We start from the raw sequence: 23039 nt of genomic DNA, 5'->3' as shown, positions 1-23039 counted from the left end.
CTTCTCGTCCCAGATCTCCATGCTGAAACCCAATGCATCTATCCCGGCGTTGTAGTATCCGTTGATCTCCTCCAGTCCTCTCGCCGGCGATGGTAGGATTGTTCCTGGGATGCGGTCAAGACCCGTATGCATCCTGATGGATTCGAGAATCTCCGTGACGAGCGCGATCTCCTTCTGGTGGCTGAAGCACCCTCCCGTGAGCAGGACATGCCTCACCTGTCCTTCGGAGAACGCGACCTTGGCGACCTCGCCCATGTCATTGATGTCCTTCTTTCTCAGAGAGCCATAAGTCTCAGCGGTTGAGACGAGATTGCAGAACAGACACTCCTCTCCCTTGCTGAAGTGGCTGCAGTAGTTCTGATAGCAGAAGAACAGGCAGTCCTCTCCTCCGATCTGCCCGACTCTTGCCATTCTTTGGCCACTGCTCGTCGTTCTGGTGTAGTATTCCGGCCTCGGTATCCATCTGACCTTGCAAAGTTCCTCGTCCCTGCTGGACAGGACCAGGTTATCTCCGTCCTTGGAGACATGGTATGGCGAACGGCTATTCATCCTGAACTGGACGACTGTTCCGTCGGGGAGGAGGAAATCGTCAGGCAGAACCAAACCAACATGCTCTTCAAAGTCCCAGCCGAAAAGACCGTGGTTCTGCTCCTTGTATTTCTTCCCAACCTCTTGGAGAGCCTCCGGCATGGCTCTTATTCCCTCTACCAGGAGTTCTGCCTTTAGCTCAAGGTATCTGCATCGAGCCATTCGATCCTCCTCTGCTTCATTATCCAAAGGCGACTGTTGGCGTATGGGCCAGAAGCCTCCGAGATACCTTGTTCCTTATTTGCCTTGTGCTTGCAATCATGGGCGGTTACCGTTCGGGGAGCGGTCGATGCCCTGAGAGAATCGACTCTGTCGAGCAACACCTTACGGGCTGCTTGTGAGAGTGGGCCGGGTCTTGGATTCTCTTCTCCTCATCCAGTCCTGAGACAAAACCCGCGTTGTCGTTCGTCTCCATCATTTCTACTGCTGCAAAGATCAACCAAGAATGAAAGGCGATTTGGAAGGAACTGCCAGTGCCTCTTCAACATAGAGGAAGGAAAGGCGACCCCTTTTCTTCCAGTAATAAAATGGATTTCGAACCCCAGTCATTTCATATCGGTAAGTATAGCCTCCAGCTTCAATCACCCTCAGACCCCGGGCCATAATCCGGGATTGAGAAAAAAGTTAAAGGGTTTTGAGAACTGGCCCTGCATTGTCTCACAGGAATTGAAATCCGAGATAGAATATCTGGCTCGCAACAGGTGCAGGCCCGGTTGGGCCCACCTCGCCGTCATCAGGTAGATCGCGCGATTGCCGCGAAGCCACACGATTCCTGAGTATTGGGTTTTGGCGGAAGAAATCATAAAAGAAGAAGTTTACAGGAATGACCGTTTGCCCTGGTCATTCCTTCTTTCCGACCGTCCGGAGCTTGCCCAGCAACATCAGGACCAACAGCACTGCCAGCGCGATCACGGCGATCATGGCTGCTAGCGCGAGAGTTGGCGCGGCCTTGGTAAGGGCGCTAGGCGATTCGTTGACCGTCACGCTCACGACGGCCGATTTGTCGCCGCATGTAACGGTAATCGTCCCCGTGGCTCCCTTGCCTGTGGCTAGGGTGACGGTCCTGGTGTCCGTATGCGCCGTCAGCGTGCCGATTGCGTCGTTGATAGACGAGGTCGAGGAGATGGCCCACGAGAACTCCAGGTTGGGGATCGGATTGCCGTAAGCATCGTATCCCCTCACCGTGAGGTTCACGGAGTCGCCCGAGTGGGCCACGAGTGCGGCTGGGTCGACAACAAGTGTGGTCAGAGGACCTGGCACTACGGAAAGGCTCATGCTTCCGTGGACGGAACCGTAGGAGGCCGTGACAGTCCTGGACCCAACAGATGTCCCTGCCTGATAGACGACTTCCGAGGTCCCGCTCATGAAGATCATCGACCCTTTGTCCGCACTCCAGGTGAAGGTCAAATCACTGACCGTGTTGCCGTGAGCGTCGTAGCCAACAGCGTTCAGGACCACCACACTCCCAGCCGGCAGGGTCACCGTGCTCGTCGAGAAGACTGCTATCCGGTCCAACGGGCCGTGGCCAACAGTCACGGACGCCTCTGCGAAGTCATCGCCAGAGATCGCGATGACTTTTCCGGCCCCGGTCGCTGTGCCCGCTGTGAATACGCCGGCGCTGTTGACCGATCCGATGCCACCCAAAACGGTGTAAGAGATCGTCAGGCCGGAGATAACGTTGCCATAGACGTCGAATCCGGAGACCGTGAACTGTGTGACCTCGTCGACAAAGACCGCCGCTGTGGACGGAGCAATCACCAGGCTGTCGAGGGCTCCTGGGATAACAACGACTGATATCACGGTGCTCACGCTACCACAGCTCACGTTGATGCTCCCCGAGCCCGCGACAGTCCCTGCCTGGAAGATCGCCTCATCGGTCCCTCCCAAAACATGAACTTCGCCCAGAGTGGACGACCACATGTATGTCATCCCAGCGACCTCGTTCCCATAGAGATCTTCTCCGACGAGGGAGATCGTGGACACGCCACCTGCAACTACGGAGAGGCTGTTCGGAGTGACAGAAATGTGGTCCAAAGGACCTGGCAGGACATGGATTGTCGCCTCTCCCAGAACGGAGCCTAGAGATGCTGTCACAATCCCCGCGCCAGATCCGCTACCAGCGTCCAGTAACCCCGATGAATCAATATTGCCCATAGTGCTCGTCCAAATCATGCTCAGTCCGGTAACTTCATTCCCGAACGCGTCGTAGGCGGTGGCGGTGAACTGCATCGTTGAGCCAACCGTAACCGATGCTTCAGATGGCGAAACGAGTATTTCCCGGACATCGCCCGGCGGCACGACTACCTGCACCTGCGTCGAAATCTCCCCAATGGAAACTCGCAGGACGGTCGTGCCAGAATTCGCTCCCGCAACGAACATAATCGATTCACCAGCATCGTCCAAGAGCATCAGTGAACCGGTCCCCGAAACAATCGTCCACGTGAACTCCTGTCCTAGGATGGCACAACCGTACCTGTTCTTCGCGACGGCGTCGAAAATCTGGAACCCGCCAACTGGGACCACGGCGCTCACTGGCATCACCTCGATGCTCGCAACCTCGCCCGAGCCGGCAAACCCGAAGGCGGACAGCGCGCCCGTAATATCGACGACATAGAGAGCGCCGTTCGCCATAGCCATGGCGCTGTATATATCGTGGACGGACAACATCATCAAGTCGATACGCTCGCCTGTGGCCGCGTCCAACATCCAGAGGTATCCGCTATTTGTAACCTGATAGACGGTGCCGTTGTTCAGGATGGCCGGGGAGCTAATAGGAAGCGGCGAGTAGAAGTACCATAGTTCGTCACCTGTCTCCGCATCCAGCGCGTATATGTTGTCCGCTACATCCGCTATGAAGATCGCTCCGTCGCCGTATACAGGGGCGGAATCGCCAAACCGGCATATCGTGTCGCTGGTCCAGAGAGGATTCCCAGCTCCGGAATCGATCGCATAGACATAGCCTGGTTCGCCGGTGAAGAATATCTTGCCGTCGCCACCGCTGGCCGCGCTGGGCCAGCCGGAAAAGGCTGCTGCGGGATAGGTTAGACTCCAGAGATAGTTTCCGTCCAGATCAAGTGCTGTGATGGTTCCATTCATGTAGGTTCCATCCAAGTATCCTCTGTCTCCTATCACAAGTATTCCGTCGATGATGCTCGGCCCCCAATAGACCGTTCCCGAGACAGCATATTCCCAAAGCTCGTCGCCGGTGGCGGCATCAAGAGCGTACGTCAAGCCTGAGTTTGTGCAGAAATACACGACGCCGGCTTTGGTCACAGGAGTTCCATACAAAACGGAGCCACTGGGTGAGAACGTCCAAAGCACCATACCTGTCTCGGCGTCCAGTGCGCTGAAAAGGCCGGCCCATGTAGCATAGTCTGTGTAGCCAACGAACACCTTCCCCTCGGAGTATGTAAGGTAACTCGTGTACCAATCGAGTCCGATATTTGTGACCCACATCTCTTCACCAGTTCCGCCATCGACTGCCATGACGTCGCCTGAGGTCGATGTGTAGTAAACCACTCCTCCAGCCACGATCGGGGAGGCGTCCCAGGAGTCTCCTCCCCTCCCATCGTACGTCCATAGCCAGGTCAGCGGCAAATCGTACGGTTGAGGCGCGCTTCCCGTTCTGGCCGCATCGTGCTGGTAGGTGGGCCACTCGAGCGAAAACAATCCCAGGACATCCAGCCTGAACTTCGCGGATGCTGTTTGGGTAGGGTCGACCGTGGAGGTTGCTCGGAGAGTCACTGTGATGTATGAATCCGGTGGAGTGCTCTCTGGAACGGAAACAGCTACCACAATAGGGTACGACACGAGCCCGCCGAGGACGCCAGTATCCGGCACACCGTCCCAGTCGTTGTCCACGAGGGGCGTGACCCCATCCGACTCGAGCAGCATGACCAGCCATGCAGAAGTCGCAGCGTGGCTCAGGTCAATAACGTCCAGGCCAGCCCCAGTGTTCGTCACGTTCGTCGCGAAGTACTCCGTGCTGCTAGGAGAGGATGCCTTGTACCCGCCCCGTCCGATTATCAAGCCCGGCGGCGGTGTCACTGTGATCAGCGTCCCGTTTGCTGAGAAATTGGCGTCTTTGCTAGACGTGAACGTAACCAACGAGATCTCCTGATCTCCGGGGACGACGCCGGCTGGGACAGAGACCTTCGCAACTATGCGAATCTCGTTCTGATATCCGAGCGGCCCGGTATCCGGGAACCCGTCACTGTCCGTGTCCGGCAACGGAGTGATTCCGTCCGAGGAGACCACGGCAACAGGCCATCCCTTCGGTCCCTGGCTGAGCGTCACGTCGAAAGTATCGGTGCCTGAGGAGCCGATGTTCCTCACGGTGACTGTGAAGGCGACCGTCGAGTCCAGAATAGCCATCATCTCCTGGTGCTGGGGTTCTACCTCGACTCCGACGGGGGGCACGCCTTTGAAGCCGTATAGATATCCGTCCCAATCCTGAACCCAGACCCAGCCGTTGGACACCGCTGGGCTGGAGGTCGATCTATTGGCGATAAGGACCTCTGCGTCGACTATGTCGCCGTTCGATGCGGCAAGAGTATAGAGAACTCCAGTCGCAGCTGTGCCGAAAACGTATCCGTTCGCATAAGCAACGGAACTCTCGACATACGAGCCAACAATGACCGACCAGAGCGTGGAGCCGGTCGATGCGTTGAGCGCCATGAAGGAGCCGTTCTCAGTGCCGAAGTATATCGCAGAGCCGTCATATGCCGGCGTGGAGAACAGGACTTCTCCGACATTGCGCTGCCACACCACGTCTCCGCTTGCAGAATCCAGCGCGTACATCGACCCTCCTCCTGTACCGACATACACCATACCGTCAGCGTACATGGGAGCAGACACGGCTTCGCCATCCAGCGAGCATGACCATAGCCGCTGGCCCGTGAACTCATCCAGGGCGAACGCGTTGCCATCATCTGTGCTGAAGTAGACTGACCCTTCGCTGATAGCAACTCCGCTCGGCCAGAAATCCCCTGTTTGGTACCTCCAGACCTCGGAGCCGTCGTTCGCATCTACCGCGAACACCTCGCCATACCATGCGGAACCGAACACGAGCCCGGCGGAGGTCGCTATAGGCGTTCGCGCGTTCAGGTACATCCCTCTCTCCGAGCCGAAGGACCAGACCGTGTCTCCTGTGCGCTCATCCAGGGCGTACAGAGAGCCTCCGCTATCTCCGCCAAATGTGATGTAGACGATTCCGTCCTTGACGGCAGGCGTCCCCGTGTAGTAGTATTCGTCTCCAAGAAGCTTGGACCATAGCAACTGACCAGTGTACGGATCGTTGGCGCGTATGTAGCCGTCCATCGTGGTCGAGAACAATATCCCGTCTGCGAACACAGGTCCTGACCAGTCGTCCTCGAGGTAAGGACCGGCTACCCATTGCTGATCCAGAGGCGGGGTGGTCAGGCTCGGTGACATTCCATGGCGCTCGTTGCCGTTATGGAAGGTTGGCCAATCGTTGCTCGGGATGCTAACGGGTTCGAGCACGACGAAGTTCGAGCCCGTCACATTGACGTCTAGAGACGATGTCCCAGTGACCACGGTCTTTTCATACGTACCCGGGAGAATTGCAGACGGCGCTTCGATCTTGACACTGATAGTCACATGGCCAAGACCTGATATCGGGCCCGTGTCCGGAACGCCGTCCGTGTCCGTGTCTGGTAGAGGCGTGACTCCGTCCTGAGACAAAAGCGTGTAATTCCAGCCGATATGGGGCAGAGCAGTCATGTCGATGGTGTCACCGAATGCTCCAGTATTCGTGACGTTCATCCAGGCGGTCCTGACAGCGCCTGAGCTTGCCGTGAAGTAGGCATTCGGTCCAATTTCAACGCCTGGAGGAGGTACCAGGCTGACTATCTTCGCGTCCTTGTCAACCGCGAGGTTAATGCTGGACCTGAAATTCACACCGGCAGACTCCCTGTCACCTGCATTCACGCTCGCAGGAATTGTGACCCGGACGACCACCGTGGCCGTGTTACCAGTTCCGATCGGCCCAGTATCAGGGACCAAGTCGCTGTCCGTATCGGGCAGGGGCGTGAAACCGTCTGCCTTGAACAGCTCGGTGGTCCAACCTAGGGCGCCCGGAGTCACAAGGGTGTCGAAGGTGTCAGGCCCGGACAAGCCCGTGTTCGTGACACCGATTGTGTAATCCACCACGGACGACGGGACTACGTCCTTTGTCTGAGAGGTCGGTCTGATAACAAGCCCCACGGGGATCTGACCCATGAAGGCGTATACTTCGCCGTAGGAGTTCTCGATCCACACCCAGCCGTCGGAAACGGACGGGCTGGAAGTGATCTCGAAGTCGCCGATAGGTTCCGAATCAAGCACGGACCCGTCGAATGCATCGAGGACCAACAGTGCCCCGTCGTATGATCCCAAGTAGAGATATCCGCTAGCATACGCGAGCGATCCGGAACCGCTAATGCCGATGGACACATTCCACAGGATCGATCCGTTGAAGGCGTCGACCGCATAGCATATGCCGGACCCGGTGGAAAAGTATAGAGATGCACCGTCAGTCGCAGGCGTGGAGTAGAAGAACGGTCCGAAGCCTCCGACCTGCCAGACTACGCTTCCCGACCACTTGTTGAGGCAATACAGCGTCCCATCGTATGTGCCGACATAGACGAGGCCGGCGGACACCATGGGTGCAGAGGTGACCCAGCTATCGACCACCTGTTCCCAGAGGAGGCTGCCCGTGTACTCGTCCAGGCTGATGATTCGCGGACTGTAGAGGGTCCCTATTATCACCTGACTGCCGTCAACGGCAGGACCGCTGAAGGGGGTGTCTCCAGTCTGATAGGTCCATTCTATCGCACCGGTCCGAGCGTTCATGGCAAATACCTCACCGGACCATGCAGCGCCGAAGACCAAATCGCCCGAATCGGCCATAGATATCCGAGCATTGAAATCGATGCCTGACTCTGGCCCTACGGACCAGATGACATCGCCCGTGAACTCATCGAGCGCGTAGACCGTCCCACCGGTGCGGTTGAACGGCTCTTCATAGAAGGTAGTATAGACAATCCCGTCGGCGACGGTTGGTATGCCCGTGAACATGTTCATATCGCCCAGACCCTTCTGCCACAGGAGATCTCCGGTGTAGGCGTCCCTTGCCCTGATGTAGCCGTCCAGAGTCGTGGAGAACAGCATCCCGTCAGCCATGATCGGCGATGAGTATCGGGAGGCGTGGTTCTCAGTTGAGTTCCACCGCATCTCGATCGGGGGCGAGAATGCGCGCGGTGACACACCCACGCGGGCCATGTTGTTGTGGAACGTCGGCCATTCGTAGCTCGAGACGGGTGCAGGGGGGCTCACAGTCGTTGTGAACTCATAGTAATCGCTGCCGTTGTCATCTGAGGCAAGATTGCCAGCCTCGTCGGTCGATTCGACAGCGAAGCGATAAGTCGTGCTCTCATCGAGATTTCTGAGCATCAACTGGTGGCTAGTAGAGAGCCGGGAATCGGATTCAGACGAACCGGGGGGGGTCGAGTCACCGTACCTTGTGAGTGAACTAGAGTTCTCGTCTGTGGTCCAGACAACGGTCGCACGGTTGAACCTGATGTTGATGACCTCCACGCCTGATATCACGGGCGGATCGTCGTCGACCACGGCACGGTCATAGGTCGGACCGCTCCCACCAAGCCCATCATCATCGTCGAAATACTCAGCGGTGATGTCGTCTCCGTTCTGAACCTGAAGGAGCCCGTCCCCTTGGATCGGGATCGCATAGTTCTGTAACTGGATGATACCTGCGAAGATGGCCGTACCGGGTCCGGTCTCAGTGAGCGTTAGGACCTCTGGAACTGTCTCGGTCGAACTGGACAGGTTCACGGTGACCGTCTCGATTGAGAGTGGATCTGAGTTGAGATCCATGTCCACGGTCCGGACACTTACCGTCGCCGAGGACTTGTAGAAGTTCTTATCGAGGCTCACAGCGCCCTTGTTGGTTACAATTTCGCCAGAAATGACCAGGGCATATGGCTGTGGTCCCATTGGGACATTCGAGCCGGAGACAGAGACCGTCCACAGGCCGACCTGGGGGTTCGTCACCACGAGGACGCTCTCGACATTGTTCAGATGATCGGATAGGGACAAGGCCGGATTGGGGGTCGACTCGCCTGGGTTGTATCCCTGATACACGTTCCCCCGGTAGATGGTCCCGCCAGGGGAGGTCACAACGAGATTGAGGTCGTTCACGAGGGCAGGGGAGGACATCGGTAGCCCAGGATAGTCCGTCCAGACGAGCGTGACCTCGACCGGCATCGATGAGTCACCGATGGCCATCTCGTAGCTCGCGGAGCCGCCAGTAGCGAGCCCGACCCTCTCGTCATCGACTACTACGCCTCTGAGATCGTTCTGGAAGAAGAGGGCGTCGTCAAGGAGCACTCGGCCCCAACCCTGGTTGTCGTTGGGGTACTTCAACTCGTCGTTGGCGTACGCGCCTGTCCCAGTCATCTCCGAGGCACTGTTGATCAAGGTGGCCTTCACTAGGGCAGCGGATGGGACAAAACCGTTGCCGGGCTGTTTCGTCCCCGTTGGATAGAACCCGTCCATGTAGTATTGGCGGACGAGCGTCGCAGCGCCCGCGACCGTTGGTGTTGCCATGCTTGTGCCGCTGAGCTGCCAATAGTTGTTGAGCGTCGTCCTCGGATCCATGCCGCGCACTGACCATGTGCCGCTCCCGGGCGCCATGACGTCGGGCTTCAAGCGGCCATCGGCGGTGGGACCTCTGCTGCTGAAGCCGGCCACGGTCTGCATGCGCATGCCGTTCTCGGTCGCGCCCACGCCGATGACGTTCTTGGCGGCGGCATATGGGCTGATCGAGCCCAGGCCAGAGCCAGAGTTGCCCGCGGCGAAGAGGACTATGAAGTCCTGGTTGTCCCAGAGGAAATCGTCGGTCTGAGACGCCTCAGTAATGTAGTCGTTACCCGAATCGCCCCAGCTGTTGGTGTGAATGTAAGAACCCCTGTCCAGAGCAGGCTGAAACAGGTCGTGCATATCCGCCGGCGTGCCCACGACATAACCGTCCTGGGAGAGGTCCTGGACTTGGAGCTTGGCGTCGAAGGCTTGGCCGTCATGCGGACCCACTGTTCCGTTCAAGCCGCGTGGATCACCGTCGTAGACGTGCCATGTGCCGTCGTCACCCGCGACGGTTCCTGAAACATGTGATCCATGGTTGATTCCGTTGTCCACACTGTCTCCCAAAGCTCCAGGTGGAACGTAGTAGTCCGTGACCTTCCTGTGGTTCGGGTCCGGGGTGACGATAGACGGATCACTAAAAGCGTCGTGATCATAGTCAATTCCAGTGTCGCCCACCGTCACTGTTTGGCCGGTACCCCAGATCCCTTGCTCGTGAATTGGGGTCACGAAGTCCACCGTGTCCGCGCTCTGGATAACCCATCGGGCAATGTCGTTGAAGACATGCGCATCGGTCTGCCTGTCAATCCACATCACGCCAGGCACTCTGGCGAGCTGTGTGAGATCATCCTTGTCGATTGTCGCTCTGACGGTGCCCCAGGACTTGTACGAATAGACAATCTCAGAGCCGCCCAATTCAGACACGGCCCTCGCGACATAGTCTACCCAGGACTTTTCGAAGGTCGTGACCAGCACGTCTATTCTTGGATCCGAGATCGTCTCTTCAGGCAAAGACATGTCCTGGTACGGATTCGACATCCTCTCTGTCGATGACCTGTCATCAGCGCCGAACCCTGGTGGGGAAGCGTCTAATGATCTGGAGAAGACGTCGAAGGACGCTCCTGAAGAGGAGGAATTCATCGTACCGGGCGCACCCTTCATGTTTCGCTCGACCGCACGGGAGAGCATCTGCTCGTAGGAATCCGACAAGCGCGGACTGAGCTTGTATGCGGGCTCGAATACCCCAGCCCACCTGAAGCTGGCAAGTGTTTTCGCCTTGTCCAGAGCCTTTCCATCCGTCGCCACGATGAACGCGTTGTAGTTGATGTAGTAGAGCACATGCATTCCTGTTGAACCAAGATCTTGTTTCATCTGCTCGGTCACAGGTCCGTTGAACTGGACTATGTAATACGTCTCAACGCCGGAATCCAGAGATCCATAGGACAGCCAATCGGGTACGTTGGGCGATTCCACCAACGGATCAAACCTGAAATTGTTCACGTGGATGTACCTTGCGAAGTCATTGGCATCGTCATGAATAGGTGCAATCAGGATTGCGTCGTGAGTCCCGCGTGTCACCATAATGGAAAACAGCGGGATCGCCGATGACACCATCACTATGCAAAGCAGCAGCGCAACGGCCCGTGGGCTCATGCTATCCCTATGAAATGGCTCGATTTCCACAGCCGTCTCGTCTCCCGGCAAAGGAACTCATCTACGCTATAATAATGGATATGATGGATACCTCGGGGCTGGCTCACTCCAATGCGTTCTGAAGTAGAGCAGTTTTCCCCCATGCAGGTGAGAGCGTTCGAACAATGGCGGAAAAAGTGTTTTAAACAAAGACCGCATGCATGTCCCTGATGCAACCGAAGAACGAAATGGACCGGGCGCCGAAAGAAACAAGGGAGGAGGCGAGCTCAGTGAAGGGGTTCTTGGTTCTTTCAAGGATCCCGTTCCTGTCACCCGGTCTGGCTGCACTGGTAACTGGCATTGTAATCGCTCTCGGCGGGGGATTCCACCCAGAATGGGGACTGATCTGGATGTCTATCGCGGGGGTAGTGTTCATCATGCTGGCGACCTACTACTTCAACGAGTACTTCGATTATGAGGGCGATGTCATCAACAGGAGTTACATCGCATTCTCGGGCGGAAGCAGGGCGCTGCCAGACAACATGGTAGACAGGCCTGTCGCAAAGGTGGCAGGCCTCTCAGCCGTGGTGATCCTCGTCGTGATTGCAGCGCTCTATCTGCTGTTCTATTTTGAGGATTATCCGCTGCTTCTGCCGCTCGCATTGTTCGGAGCTTTCTGTGGCGTTTTCTATTCGCACCCACCGATACAGTTGGCATACCAGGGCATTGGAGAGATAACCATAAGCGGATGCTATGGGGTCCTGGCTTTGACGAGTGGGTACTACCTGGTCTCTGGCATCTTTGAGACGAACATGATTCTCGTGGCGATACCGGCATCATTGAGCATCTTCTGCGTGATAGTTGCGAACGAGTTCCCTGACTATGACGCGGACAAGGCCGTCAACAAGAAGAACCTAATAGTGCGCCTCGGGCTGAAGAGAGGGTCCATGGTATACGTTGCAGCAATGGTCCTGATATATCCTATGATGGTTGCCAGCGTGCTCGTCGGGATCAGCTACTGGATTGCAGTGATGGGGTTGCCGGTTCTCATTTTGTCCGTTATCGCAGTTGTACAGACGCTCAGGGGCGGATATGCGGTCCCGAAGTCGCAGATGAATATCTCAGGCGCAACCCTTTTCGTGAACCTGCTGTCATCACTATTGTTCATACCTGTCGTCCTACTGTGGTGACATCGATTGAACGATAAGACTGTCAAACCTTTCTACGACCCTCCATCGCTCCTCTTGAAGCAGTTGAAGAGCGCCCTGCTGATCAGAAGGCTCACTGGCTGGACCAAGCTCCCCTGGTGGACGACGCAGGCGAACAAGATCTTCCAGATAGCAGCTGGCTGCCAAGGGGTGGGGTGCTTCGGATACCCCGTGCACCCAGTGTGGGAAGTGACGGCGACATGTAACTTGGAGTGTGATCACTGTCACGCGCGCGCGGGCAAAGTCGACTGCGCGGATGAGCTGACGACAGAGGAGGGGAAAACCAGAGTCATTGACCCCTTGTCCCAAGTCTCAGACTTCAAGAGCCTGATCTTCTCAGGGGGGGAGCCACTAGTTCGTGAGGATCTATTCGAACTGATCGCGCACGCGAAGAGGCGGGGATTCTATCCGATCATCGCGACCAACGCTACTCTCATCACGGCCACAGTCGCCGAGCGACTCAAGAAGGCGGGCACACTCGGCATCGCGGCCAGCATCGACTCTACAAAGGACGAAGTCCATGATTCTTTCCGCAAGAAGGAGGGGGCTCTTAAGCTCGCTAAGGAAGGAATTGCGAACGCCGCGGCCGAGGGAATGTACATCCAGATAAACATCACAGCGTCGAAGATCAACAAGGACGAGCTCCCGGACATAATCAGTTTCGCGGACGACCTGAGGGCTCATGTGATACTGCTCTACCAATTCATCCCATCGGGGAGGGGGCTCGAGAGTTCGGAGCTGGAGTTGAGCGTGGAGGAGTTCCGCGAGGAGATACTCCTCGCGGGCAGGCTGCAGAAGAACATCCACCCTGTCATTGCGCCTGTCGGACTTCCGGAGTATTGGGCTCTGCACAACGTCCAGAGGAATTCCGGGAGGAGGAGCAATGTCCTGAGGGGGTGCATATGCGGCAACGGCATGTTCTACATCAAGCCGAACGGAGATGTCTGGCCTTGCGCATTTGTCCCTCTAAGCGGAGGGAACCTGAGAGAAAAGACGCCGGAGCAGATCTGGGATGACTCTGATCTCTTCAAGGATCTGAGGAACCGAGATAACCTGAAGGGCATCTGCCACGACTGCTCCCAAAGAGAGATGTGCGGCGGCTGCCGTGCCAGGGCGTTCGGAAGGACCGGTGACCTGTTTGCCGAGGACCACATGTGCTCTCTCGATGCCGACGAGCGGTCAGGCATACGGCATTGAGCCAGAAACCTTTTCTCGCCTTTCGGGGCTAGTTTTAAGGTCGATGACTGCCCGTATGTGCCCGGTGATAGATTGAGGTTTGATTTCGATACATGGCTCGTACAGACCTATGGGATGAAAGCGGTGGGCCTCGACAAGAAGGCACTAGCATTGGCCAAGAGGGAGTACAACGAGGAGTACCCGCCCGTGGGGGAGACGGCTATAAAGCTGAAGACCTATCCTTTCAAGAAGTATCTCGATTCGAAGAGAAAGTAAGATTCGCGGGACAGGAACATGGAGAAACGTTTATAGTTTAGGTAGACCTAACTCGTTGACGATGGTCGCCGAAGTCACGGAACAGTACCTGAAGATCATATACAAACTGACCGAGGAAGGAGGCACCGCGAAGACCACGGACATCGCCTCGGCTTTGGATGTCGCTCCGGCCAGCGTCACGGAGATGTTGCACAAGCTCTCAGAGCTGGGACATGTCAAGCACATACCGTACAAAGGCGTAGCGCTCAAACCCAAGGGCCGGAGGATAGCAACCAAGGTCCTGAGGAAGCATAGGCTCCTAGAACGGTTCTTGGCAGATTTCGTCGGAATAACCGGACGGTCGACCCACGAGCAGGCGTGCAAGATGGAGCATGTGCTCACAGACGAGGCAGAACACAACCTGTGCAGAATGATGCACCATCCTGCAGAGTGTCCTGATGGGAAGAAGATACCCAGGTGCGAGAAGGCAATAACCTGTGACAAGTGCACAAGCAAGGATGTCCCTCTGTCTCAGGTCGAAGAGGGGGAGAAGGCGGTTGTCTCGCACCTCGTATCTAGAGATCAGGATGAACTTTGCTCGATGCTCTCGATGGGGTTCGTCCCCGGTTCTGAGCTCACCGTAGAGAAGAGAGTCCCTATGGGCGGGCCCATAATCGTTAGCATAAAAGGCACGAAAGTCGCGATTGCGCGCGACAGAGGGGACGTGCTTCACGTGATCAGAGCCAGCTGAGGAGGCAGAACTCTTGGAAATCGCCCTTGCCGGGAACCCCAATGTAGGGAAGAGCCTCATCTTCAGCAAACTCACTGGCGTTGGTGTTGTAAGCGCAAACTACCCTGGCACGACGATTGAGTACGAGGAGGGCAAGGCCAAGTTCATGGACATGACCGTGACCGTGGTCGACCTCCCCGGAACCTACTCACTTGCCGGGAACACACACGAAGAACGTGTTGCCACGAAGCTGTTGTATGAGCATCGGCCCGACACCGTCATAGCCGTTCTCGACGCGACCAGGCTCGAACGCAATCTCGTCTTTCTCTTCGAGCTGATAGAGTCCGGGTACAACGTGGTCGCCGCCCTGAACATGTACGACATTGTCCGCAAGAGCAAGCTAGCAATAGATGTTGAGCGACTCGAGCGCATCCTCATGATGCCCGTCATTCCAACGGTTGCCACGAAGGGCGATGGGGTCGATTCGCTTCTCTACACCGCGGTCCAGATGCGTCGAAAAAGCAAGTTCAAGGTCAGATACGACTCGCACATCGAGTCGATGATCGCCCAGCTCGAGAGAGAGCTTAGAGAGGACGAATGGGAGTCTCCTTTGAGAGCGGTAGCCGTGAGACTGCTCGCAGGAGATTCTAACGTTGTCTCAAGGGCCTCCCCAGAGGTGGCAGCCTTCGCCCGCCGATTGCGGGAGGAGTTCATCGATAGCCATGGGGAGGACATCGTCGTACACATCCAGAGGGATAGGTTCGGAGAGGCCGGTCGCATTGCTGAAGAGGTAATCGGAACCGCGGCGACATCGAGAAAGAAGAAGAGCCTCGCGACCGACTTGACGCTGAGGCCGGCCACGGGACTGCCGATACTCATCGGCGTCCTGGCTCTGGTCTTCATCACGCTCGTGTTTGGTGGCGGATTCATCGAGGGCGTGCTCGTGGGAGCTTATGAGCACACTGGAAGAGCCTACTTCCACGACCTGGCCTCAGGGATGGACAACGACATCGCTTCTGGAATCACCGAAGGGGTGTCCCTAAGCATCGAGGCCATGCTCGCTCTGGTGATCCCGTACATCTTGGTGTTCTATGTCATGCTGTCGGTCCTAGAGGACAGTGGATATCTGGTCCGCGTGGTTTCCCTGCTTGACGGGGTCATGCACAGACTCGGCCTGCACGGAAGGGCCGTCATCCCCATGGTCGTAGGTTTCGGGTGCAATGTGCCTGCGATACTGGCCACGAGGACAATGGGATCCAGGAGGGAGAGGCTCATCCTTGCAGTCCTGATAACAATCGCAGTCCCGTGTTCCGCTCAGACCGCGATAATAGTCGGCTCCGTCGGGAAGTTCGCGGGAGCCCACTGGGCGCTTCTGATATACCTCATACTGATGGGGACACTGATGGTCCTCGGCCTGTTCCTTCACCGCACGATCAAGTTCGAGCCCAGCGGCATGTGTGTCGAGATCCCGGACATGAGGTGGCCGTCCGCGAAGCAGACCGTTGTCAAGACCTACATCCGACTGAAGGAGTTCCTGACCATCGCGTTCCCGCTCCTTCTCGCAGGCAGCATCGTCCTGGAGATACTGATGGCGCTCGACATTCTTCAGAAGATCCTGCAGCCCGCAGAGCCGTTCATGATGACCGTCCTTGGGCTGCCGGCTTTCACGGCAGTCGCGCTCGTGTTCGGGATTCTGAGAAAGGAGATGGCTTTGCAGATGCTCATCGTACTGCAGGGGACCAGCGACCTATCTCTTGTCCTGGCCGACCGGCAGATGTTCGTCTTCGCGCTCGTCATGGCGGTGTTCATGCCATGCCTCGCGGCCTTCGCTGTGATGTTGAAGGAGTTCGGGGTCAAGAGCACGCTGATGGTTGCAGCTGCCTCTATGTCTCTCGCTCTAGTGATGGGAGCGGTAGCCAACCTATTGCTAGGGCTCTAGCGGCAGCTATGGATTCAACGTACGAACAGCCCTAGATCCTCATCTTGGTGTATGGATGGTGGAACGTTCACGTTGCCCCTGTAATCCTCGACCGTCCGCTCGATAATCGGGAGGTCTCCGTCCCTGAGCATGACGTACTGGGATCGCGCGCCCGTGACTATGAGCATTATCTTGACCTTGCCAGCCATCTCGGGCTCGACCGAGCAGCCCCAGATGAGCCTCGCCTCCGGCTTGATCCTGTCAGTTATAATCTCAGCTGCCTTCGCAGCCTCTTCGATGTTCATGTCAGGACCGCCGACCACCCTGATCAAAGCGCCTCTTGCGTCCTTGAGATCGATCTTCCCAAGAAGCGGGGAGTTGAGGGCCTCCTCGACCGCGTCCTCGATCCTCTCCATGGGCTTCCCAGCTGCATCGCCAACACCGATCAGTGAGACACCGCCTTCGTTCAGTATGGTGTTCAAATCGGCGTAGTCGACATTGACAAGACCGGCATGCGTCAGCATATCCGTGAGACCCTTGATTGTCTGAAGCAGAAGCTCGTCCGCGACCTTGAACGCTGCCTGGATCGGCAAGTTTGGAACCAGTTCGATCAGTGTGTCGTTCGGAATCACTATGGTCGTGTCGCACACCTTGGCGAGCTTAGACAGCCCTGCCATGGCGTTCTCCATCCTCAGCTCACCTTCGGATCTGAATGGCAATGTGACGACCCCTATCGTCAACGCCCGCGACTCCTTCGAGACCCTGCCGACTACGAATGAGCTGCTGGTGCCTGTGCCACCGCCCATGCCGGCTGTTATGAAGACTATCTGGGAGCCCTTTAACCACTCTTTGATGTCCAACTCGTTCTCCATCGCGGCCCTTTCGCCGATCTCTGGCCTGGCGCCAGCGCCTAGGCCGCGGGTGGTTACCTTCCCTATGAGTATCTTCTTTGGTGACTTGACCGTGAGCAGATGCTTCGCATCAGTATTTATCGCAAGCATCTGGATGCCTGACAAACCGTCTTCGATGCATCGGTTCACCGTGTTGCATCCAGCACCTCCGCATCCGACAAGTTTGATGCAGACATCGAGCTGGCTAGCGATCTTCTCGATCTCCATGTCATCTGCTGTTCTCTGCTGCTCAGGCTGTGGCTCGCTAGATGTATTCCCCGCGGAAGCTCCGCTGAGAGCACTCTTTATCAAACTGTCCGGCATAGTGCATCCCAATCATACGTGTGACTACATACTATATAATGAACGCGGAGGGAGAGGGACGGCCACGCGCGCACACACACCCGGACATGTGCTCCTGCCCGCGCGCCAGCACTTCGTCACTCGTATACGAACCCTGTCAAGAGAGGGCCGATGTTTGGAAGGAGTTGGAAGCAGCGCCCGGGGAAGAGAAAGAAAAGAGCCACTGGAGGGAATCGAACCCTCGACCTACGCCTTACCAAGGCGTCGCTATACCTCTAAGCCACAGTGGCTTGCTGATGTCTGGCGCAAGGCATCTTGACCTGCGTATTAAAAGCTTCTCCGGTCAATCCACGAATGGACCGTCCCCCACGGTCGGAGGCTCCATATCTGCTTCCTTCCTATCTATCGAGAATCCTTTGGCCATCAGGACCACCGAGCCCACGACCTGAAGAACCGTCGCCATCAGGAGGACCACCCAACCGCTTCCCGGACCATAGTCCCAGTAACCAGCACCCAATTCGAATTGCCTACCGAAGATACCATGCACGGGCGCGTCAATCGAATTCGAAACCGCGACCCAGATGTACGCTGTGAAGTGCGCGAAGGTCGTCACAGCAAGCGCAAAAAGGACCCAACTAAGAAAGATAGAAGGAGTCCTGGCATTGACAAACCACGACATTAGGAGGAGCCAGCCGAAAGTCAGCCAAGTCTGACGAGCGGAGAAGTCCTCTATTCCGCCAGTCCTCTGGTAGAACGTTTGGGAGTCCGATATCTGATCTCTTTCTCCGTATAGTCGACATGATACCATGCAAGGGAGAGAGACAGCGCAACGAGAATCAAAGCCGTGATAGTCGCAGCGCCCGCCCAAAGAAGGCTCCTCTCAATGTCCACAGCTCACACCCCGCACCAGCCATATGGACATTCGAGATAAGTAGCTTTTTCCGGTCCTGCCAGCTGTCGCGACTTAGGCTGGGAAGGGCCATTCGCATCCTTTATTACCGACACATGGGATTCTTCGTGCAATGAAGGAATCGGAAAGTAGCTTTGATGTCACCGCATCAGTCAAGGAGCTTCGGGCTCTGGTCGGAGGCCACATAGACAAGGTCTATCACCCGACCTTGGACCATCTTGTGCTAGCCATAAGGCTGCCTGGCGAGGGAAAATCATATGTTCATTTCTGGATCGGAAAGTGGCTCTATCGATCCAACAAAGCGCAGGACATGCCACAGCAGCCCTCGAACTTCGCGATGATGCTCAGGAAGAGGATATCCAATGCGAGGATCCTGGACATCAGACAGCAGGGTTTTGACAGGATCGCGGTCATGTCCCTTGAGAAAGAGGAGAAGTTCGACCTTGTCCTGGAGATGTTCGCAGACGGGAACATCATTCTGATCAAGGACCGGGTCATCGTCCAACCCCTCACGACTCATACATGGAAACACCGGGATGTGAGGGCGAAGAAGGAATTCATGTTCCCTCCGCCCGTGCCCGACCCGGCCCGGCTGACACGCGAAGAGCTCCTGGACATCTTCAGGAACTCGGACACGGACATGGTCAGGACACTGGCAACCAAACTGAACACTGGCGGCAGGTACAGCGAGGAGATCTGCAGCAGAGCAGGCATGGACCGGTTGAAGAGAACCGGAGAGGCGACGCTCGAAGACGCCGAGAACATACTGAGAACGATTGCCTCATTCACCGAGGAGATAGCCTCGTCGAGAAAGGGATTCGTGGTGTCGAAGGGCGGTATCGTCGAGGACGTCGTGCCAGTCAGGATGAAAATCTACGAACGACTGGACCATGAGGAGTTCGCCACTTTCTCTGAGGCGATCGAGAGCTACAAACCAAGGGTGCCAAAGACCAAGAAGGAAAAACCGAAGGAGACCGTCCTTGAACTCGATAGGCTGAAGAGGAAACTAGCGCAGCAGAAGGCCGCCGCGAGGACGCTCCAAGATGAGGCCAGGGAGACGCAGATTACTGGAGACTTCGTGTTCACGAGCTATGCAGAGGTGGCAAAGGTCCTTTCCGAGGCGAAGGACAACATGCTCGAATCGAAGGACATGACGGAGATTTCTGGTTTCATCGGATTCAATCCAAGACTGAGCCTTCTCAAAGTCCGTGTGAAGAACATCGAGCTGGAGCTTGATGTCAAAGGAAGCGTGCAATCGAACGCCCAGAGATACTACGAAGGAGCAAAGCGGGCGCGCAAGAAGCTCGAGGGCGTTATTGCCGCTTTGGAGACCGCAAAGAAAGAGATCTCGGAACAGGAGAGAGGGATAGCGAAGGCGGAGGAGCCAGCAAGGGCGACGCGTGAACCGACTAAGAAGTTCTGGTTCGAGAGGTTCAGGTGGTTCGTCTCCAGCGAAGGGGCAATCGTGCTGGGAGGCAAGGATGCGAAGAGCAACGACATGCTTGTCAAGAAGCACCTAGAGCCCGGCGACAGATATGCCCACGCCGATGTCCACGGGGCGCCCAGCGTGGTCGTGAAGATGAAAGAAGGCGTGACGGACAAGACACTTTTCGAAGCCTGCGAGTTCGCAGTTGCGACATCAAAGGCATGGAATGCCAAGATCGGCTCGGCTGCCGGGTACTGGGTCCTACCGGAGCAGGTGAGCAAGACGCCTCAGACAGGAGAGTATCTAGCCAAGGGTGCGTTTGTGATCCGCGGTAAGAGGAACTACTCTGGTAAACTAGAGATCAAGCTGGGAATCGGCGAGATCGAGTTTGAAGGTCACAGGAAGGTCATGTGCGCCCCCGAGAGCGCGATCAGAGCACACAGCAATAGGTTCGCGGTAATCAGGCCGGGGGAAAGGGAGAGAAACTCATTCTCGAAGCAGCTTGCAGAGATTTTCAACGTGCCAATAGAGGAGATCCAGAGCATAATGCCTCCTGGCGACGTGAAGGTCGCTGAGCAGGCGGGTCTCGTCATTTCTTGATCAAGGACCTAAGGATCTTGAGCTCCTTCTTGTACCCCTTGTCCCCGAGCGGCGTTTCGAGCACCATCGGTATGTCCTCGAACCTTCTGTCGTTCATGAAGTTCCCAAAACCCTCAAGACCGATGAAGCCTTTGCCAATCTGCTCGTGTCTGTCCAGGTGAGATCCCTGCTTGCCTTTGGAATCATTGAGGTGCATGACCTTGATGAATTCGATACCGAGCGTCTCATCGAACAGCTCGAAGGTTCTCTCATATCCTCCCTTCGTCTTGATGTCGTACCCCGCAGCGTATGCGTGACAGGTGTCGAAGCATACTCCCACATTCTTCGGGTCCGTCTGAAGGTCGATGATCCGCTTCAACTGGTCGAAGGAATATCCGAGCAGGCTACCCTGGCCAGCAGTAATCTCCAGGAGGAGCTGTACATCGCCCGAACCGAACTCGGAGCGGGCCCAGTTCAGTGATTCGGCGACTTTCTTCATTCCGGCCTGATCGCCCGCACCCATGTGAGCTCCGGGATGGAATATGAGGTAACGAATTCCAAGATGTCTCGCCCTTACCATCTCGTCTAGGAAGGACTCTCTCGATTGCTTCAGCAAAGCCTTGTCGGGGCTTCCCAGGTTGATGAGATAGGAGTCATGGATCACCGTCTCCTTGATCCCAAACTCCTCAGAATTCTGCTTAAACCGCTCAGCCTCATCAAGGTCGATCGGTTTGGACTTCCACTGCATCTGGTTCTTGGAGAAGATCTGCATGCAGTCGCATGTGAGCTTTCGTCCTCGTTCGGGCGCCTCGCCAACGCCCCCGCCAATAGAGATGTGGGCCCCCAGCATCAATGTAGATGTCCCCGGCCCATAATCCGCGACCGGGTAGATAATCTTGCTAGAAGTCCATCACGAACAGATATGATCCGTCTACCGGAGTGGATTTCGGCGTCACGCCGCTCTTGTGCATGAGGGCAATCATCGCAACGTTGTCGCGCATGACCTCCGCTGTTAGACCTTTGATGTTCTTCGCCCGGGCAATCTTGACGAGGGCCTGCATCATGTATGTGCCGATGCCTTTGCCCTGCCAGGCGTCCGCGACCAGGAATGCGATTTCAGCCCTATGCGTCGCGGGGCTGAGGTAATAGCTGCCCAGGCCCACGACCTTCTGACTCGGACCTGAACCCGCGATCGCCACCAATGACATCACCCCCTGATAGTCAATGCAGCAGAACTGCTGAAGCTTCCTGTGAGGCATCGACTTCAGCATGCTGAAGAACCTGTTGATGATCGTCTGATCGCTCAAATCGTAGAACATGTCGCTGAGCATCTCCTCGTCTGTCGGCCTAACCGGCCTGACAAAGAGTTCAGCGCCGTCCTTGGTCGTCATGACGGTCTCGAGGTCCTCTGGATAAACGGACTCCTCTGGACTGAGGATCTGGTCCTTGTAGATGTAGTTCAGTTTCTTCGCACCTTCGAGAAGCTTCTTCCTGAACTTGGGGTGGGCTATCCCGATGAGCGCCATCGCGCGCTCCCGTATGTTCTTGCCGTGCAGGTATGCGACGCCCCACTCAGTGACGACATAGTGGACATCGCCCCTCGTTGTGACGACGCCTGCGCCTTCCTTCAGGTTCACAGATATCCTCGATATAGTGTCGTTCTTTGCCGTTGAGGGCATTGCGATTATGGGCTTGCCGCCTTTGGACCTTGCAGCTCCTCTGAAGAAATCAAGCTGGCCACCGATGCCTGAGTAGAACATCGCGCCGAGCGAGTCGGCGCATACCTGGCCTGAGAGGTCGACCTCGATTGCTGAATTAATCGCACACATGTTGTCGTTCTTGCACACGACGAAGGGGTCGTTTGTGTACTCTGTAGGGTGGAACTCCACTGATGGATTGTTGTCGATATAGTCATAGAGCCTCTGAGTCCCGATGCAGAATGACGCTACGGTCTTCCCTTGGTGCAATGTCTTCCTGGAGTTGTTAATGACGCCCTTGTCGACCAGCTCCATGAATCCGTCGGAGAACATCTCAGTGTGGATCCCGAGGTCCTTCTTGTCGGTGAGATAGTGCAGGACCGAATCGGGAATCGTCCCTATGCCCATTTGCAGGGTCGAGCCGTCCTCGATCAGGCTCGCGATGTTCCGACCTATCCGTCTGGCAACATCATCCGCACGTTCCCTGACAGAATACAGCAATGGAACATCAACCGGGACCGCGATGTCGATATCGTCCATTTTGATGAAACAGTCTCCAAGCGCGCGGGGCATCCTCGGGTTTATCTCCGCAATGACTTTCGTCGCAGCTTCTGAGGCGGACTTGACAACATCGGTCGAGACGCCGTAGCTGCAGAACCCATGCTTGTCAGGGGGAGACACTTGAATCAGAGCGACATCGACAGGAGCCTGACCGGTTCTGAAGAGCGCTGGGATCTCCGAAAGGAACACAGGTGTGTAGTCGGCCCTGCCCTCCGCTACTGCCTGCCTCGTGTTGGTGCCTATGAAGAACGCGTTGTGCCTGAACTGATCTGTGAATTTCTCCTCTGTATAGGGAGCGACCCCGAGGGTCATGATGTGCATGATCCTTGTGTCCGCACCCGAGGTAACGGAAACAACGTGGCTGCCCCCCGACTCCCGCGCTACACGCAGGAGCGAGTAATTGGAGACCTCGGGGTACGGGTAGGTGGTACCCGAGTTGTAGAGGACCTCGCTCGCCTGCCATACAGTGGGCTCTCGCTTTCGCTGGTACACGGTATGGGTGGAGCCG

General features: G+C 56.4%; 12 protein-coding genes and 1 tRNA gene. 6 read left to right on the top strand and 7 right to left on the bottom strand.

The genetic code is table 11. The features are described 5' to 3' along the window. The coding region (locus KJ653_09060; GenBank protein ID MBU0685976.1) for a radical SAM protein at positions 1–750 on the bottom strand (750 nt) is incomplete at its 3' end. Between the two features lie 678 nt (positions 751–1428). Further along, positions 1429–10899, bottom strand: coding sequence for a PQQ-binding-like beta-propeller repeat protein (locus KJ653_09055; GenBank protein ID MBU0685975.1), 9471 nt, complete (start codon positions 10897–10899; stop codon positions 1429–1431). Between the two features lie 209 nt (positions 10900–11108). Here KJ653_09055 and KJ653_09050 point away from each other — a divergent pair, with 209 nt between their 5' ends. The 5 genes from KJ653_09050 (at position 11109) to feoB (ending at position 16186) form a co-directional block, all read left to right on the top strand. Then, positions 11109–12068 carry a prenyltransferase gene (locus tag KJ653_09050; protein ID MBU0685974.1) on the top strand — a complete coding sequence of 320 codons (960 nt, stop codon included), beginning with the start codon at positions 11109–11111 and terminating at the stop codon, positions 12066–12068. A gap of 6 nt (positions 12069–12074) precedes the next feature. Further along, entirely contained in the window at positions 12075–13283 is a 1209-nt protein-coding gene (locus KJ653_09045; GenBank protein MBU0685973.1) for a radical SAM protein, read from the top strand. 114 nt (positions 13284–13397) lie between these two features. Then, the gene (locus KJ653_09040; GenBank protein MBU0685972.1) at positions 13398–13538 is read left to right on the top strand and encodes a hypothetical protein; all 141 of its coding nucleotides are present in this window, start codon (positions 13398–13400) and stop codon (positions 13536–13538) included. 61 nt (positions 13539–13599) lie between these two features. Then, a complete protein-coding gene (locus KJ653_09035) occupies positions 13600–14268 on the top strand; it encodes a metal-dependent transcriptional regulator (GenBank protein ID MBU0685971.1) in 669 nt (222 codons plus the stop codon). A 13-nt stretch (positions 14269–14281) separates the two neighbouring features. Continuing rightward, positions 14282–16186 (top strand): ferrous iron transport protein B, encoded by a 1905-nt coding sequence (gene feoB / locus KJ653_09030; protein MBU0685970.1) that lies wholly within the window; start codon positions 14282–14284, stop codon positions 16184–16186. A gap of 14 nt (positions 16187–16200) precedes the next feature. On the opposite strand, the gene ftsZ is transcribed toward feoB, so the two are convergent. From ftsZ to KJ653_09015, 3 genes are all read right to left on the bottom strand, one after another. Beyond that, positions 16201–17379: a cell division protein FtsZ gene (gene ftsZ, locus KJ653_09025; protein MBU0685969.1), complete on the bottom strand. Its 1179-nt coding sequence runs from the start codon at positions 17377–17379 to the stop codon at positions 16201–16203. A 197-nt stretch (positions 17380–17576) separates the two neighbouring features. Next, a tRNA-Thr gene (locus KJ653_09020) sits at positions 17577–17648 on the bottom strand. 53 nt (positions 17649–17701) lie between these two features. Continuing rightward, positions 17702–17971, bottom strand: coding sequence for a hypothetical protein (locus KJ653_09015; GenBank protein ID MBU0685968.1), 270 nt, complete (start codon positions 17969–17971; stop codon positions 17702–17704). Between the two features lie 409 nt (positions 17972–18380). On the opposite strand from KJ653_09015, the gene KJ653_09010 reads away from it, so the two are divergent. After that, positions 18381–20294 carry an NFACT family protein gene (locus KJ653_09010; GenBank protein MBU0685967.1) on the top strand — a complete coding sequence of 638 codons (1914 nt, stop codon included), beginning with the start codon at positions 18381–18383 and terminating at the stop codon, positions 20292–20294. Here KJ653_09010 and KJ653_09005 read toward each other — a convergent pair. Continuing rightward, complete coding sequence (locus tag KJ653_09005; GenBank protein MBU0685966.1) at positions 20284–21123, bottom strand: deoxyribonuclease IV; 840 nt, start codon at positions 21121–21123, stop codon at positions 20284–20286. The two genes, KJ653_09010 and KJ653_09005, sit on opposite strands and share 11 nt — an antisense overlap. 49 nt (positions 21124–21172) lie before the next feature. Then, positions 21173–23039, bottom strand: a 1867-nt coding sequence (locus KJ653_09000) for a GNAT family N-acetyltransferase (protein ID MBU0685965.1), incomplete at its 5' end; no start/stop codon positions are given.

The organism is Candidatus Thermoplasmatota archaeon (assembly GCA_018814355.1).
GTDB lineage: Archaea > Thermoplasmatota > Thermoplasmata > UBA10834 > UBA10834 > COMBO-56-21.
Note: the sequence above shows the minus strand (reverse complement) of the source record. Positions and strands in the feature narration are given on the sequence as shown.

What these genes read in the sequence shown, in the direction of transcription:
- KJ653_09055 (MBU0685975.1), bottom strand. Translation starts at nt 10,899, where the DNA reads ATGAGCCCACGGGCCGTTGCGCTGCTGCTTTGCATAGTGATGGTGTCA.
- KJ653_09050 (MBU0685974.1), top strand. Translation starts at nt 11,109, where the DNA reads ATGCAACCGAAGAACGAAATGGACCGGGCGCCGAAAGAAACAAGGGAG.
- KJ653_09040 (MBU0685972.1), top strand. Translation starts at nt 13,398, where the DNA reads ATGAAAGCGGTGGGCCTCGACAAGAAGGCACTAGCATTGGCCAAGAGG.
- KJ653_09035 (MBU0685971.1), top strand. Translation starts at nt 13,600, where the DNA reads ATGGTCGCCGAAGTCACGGAACAGTACCTGAAGATCATATACAAACTG.
- ftsZ (MBU0685969.1), bottom strand. Translation starts at nt 17,379, where the DNA reads ATGCCGGACAGTTTGATAAAGAGTGCTCTCAGCGGAGCTTCCGCGGGG.
- KJ653_09010 (MBU0685967.1), top strand. Translation starts at nt 18,381, where the DNA reads ATGAAGGAATCGGAAAGTAGCTTTGATGTCACCGCATCAGTCAAGGAG.
- KJ653_09005 (MBU0685966.1), bottom strand. Translation starts at nt 21,123, where the DNA reads ATGCTGGGGGCCCACATCTCTATTGGCGGGGGCGTTGGCGAGGCGCCC.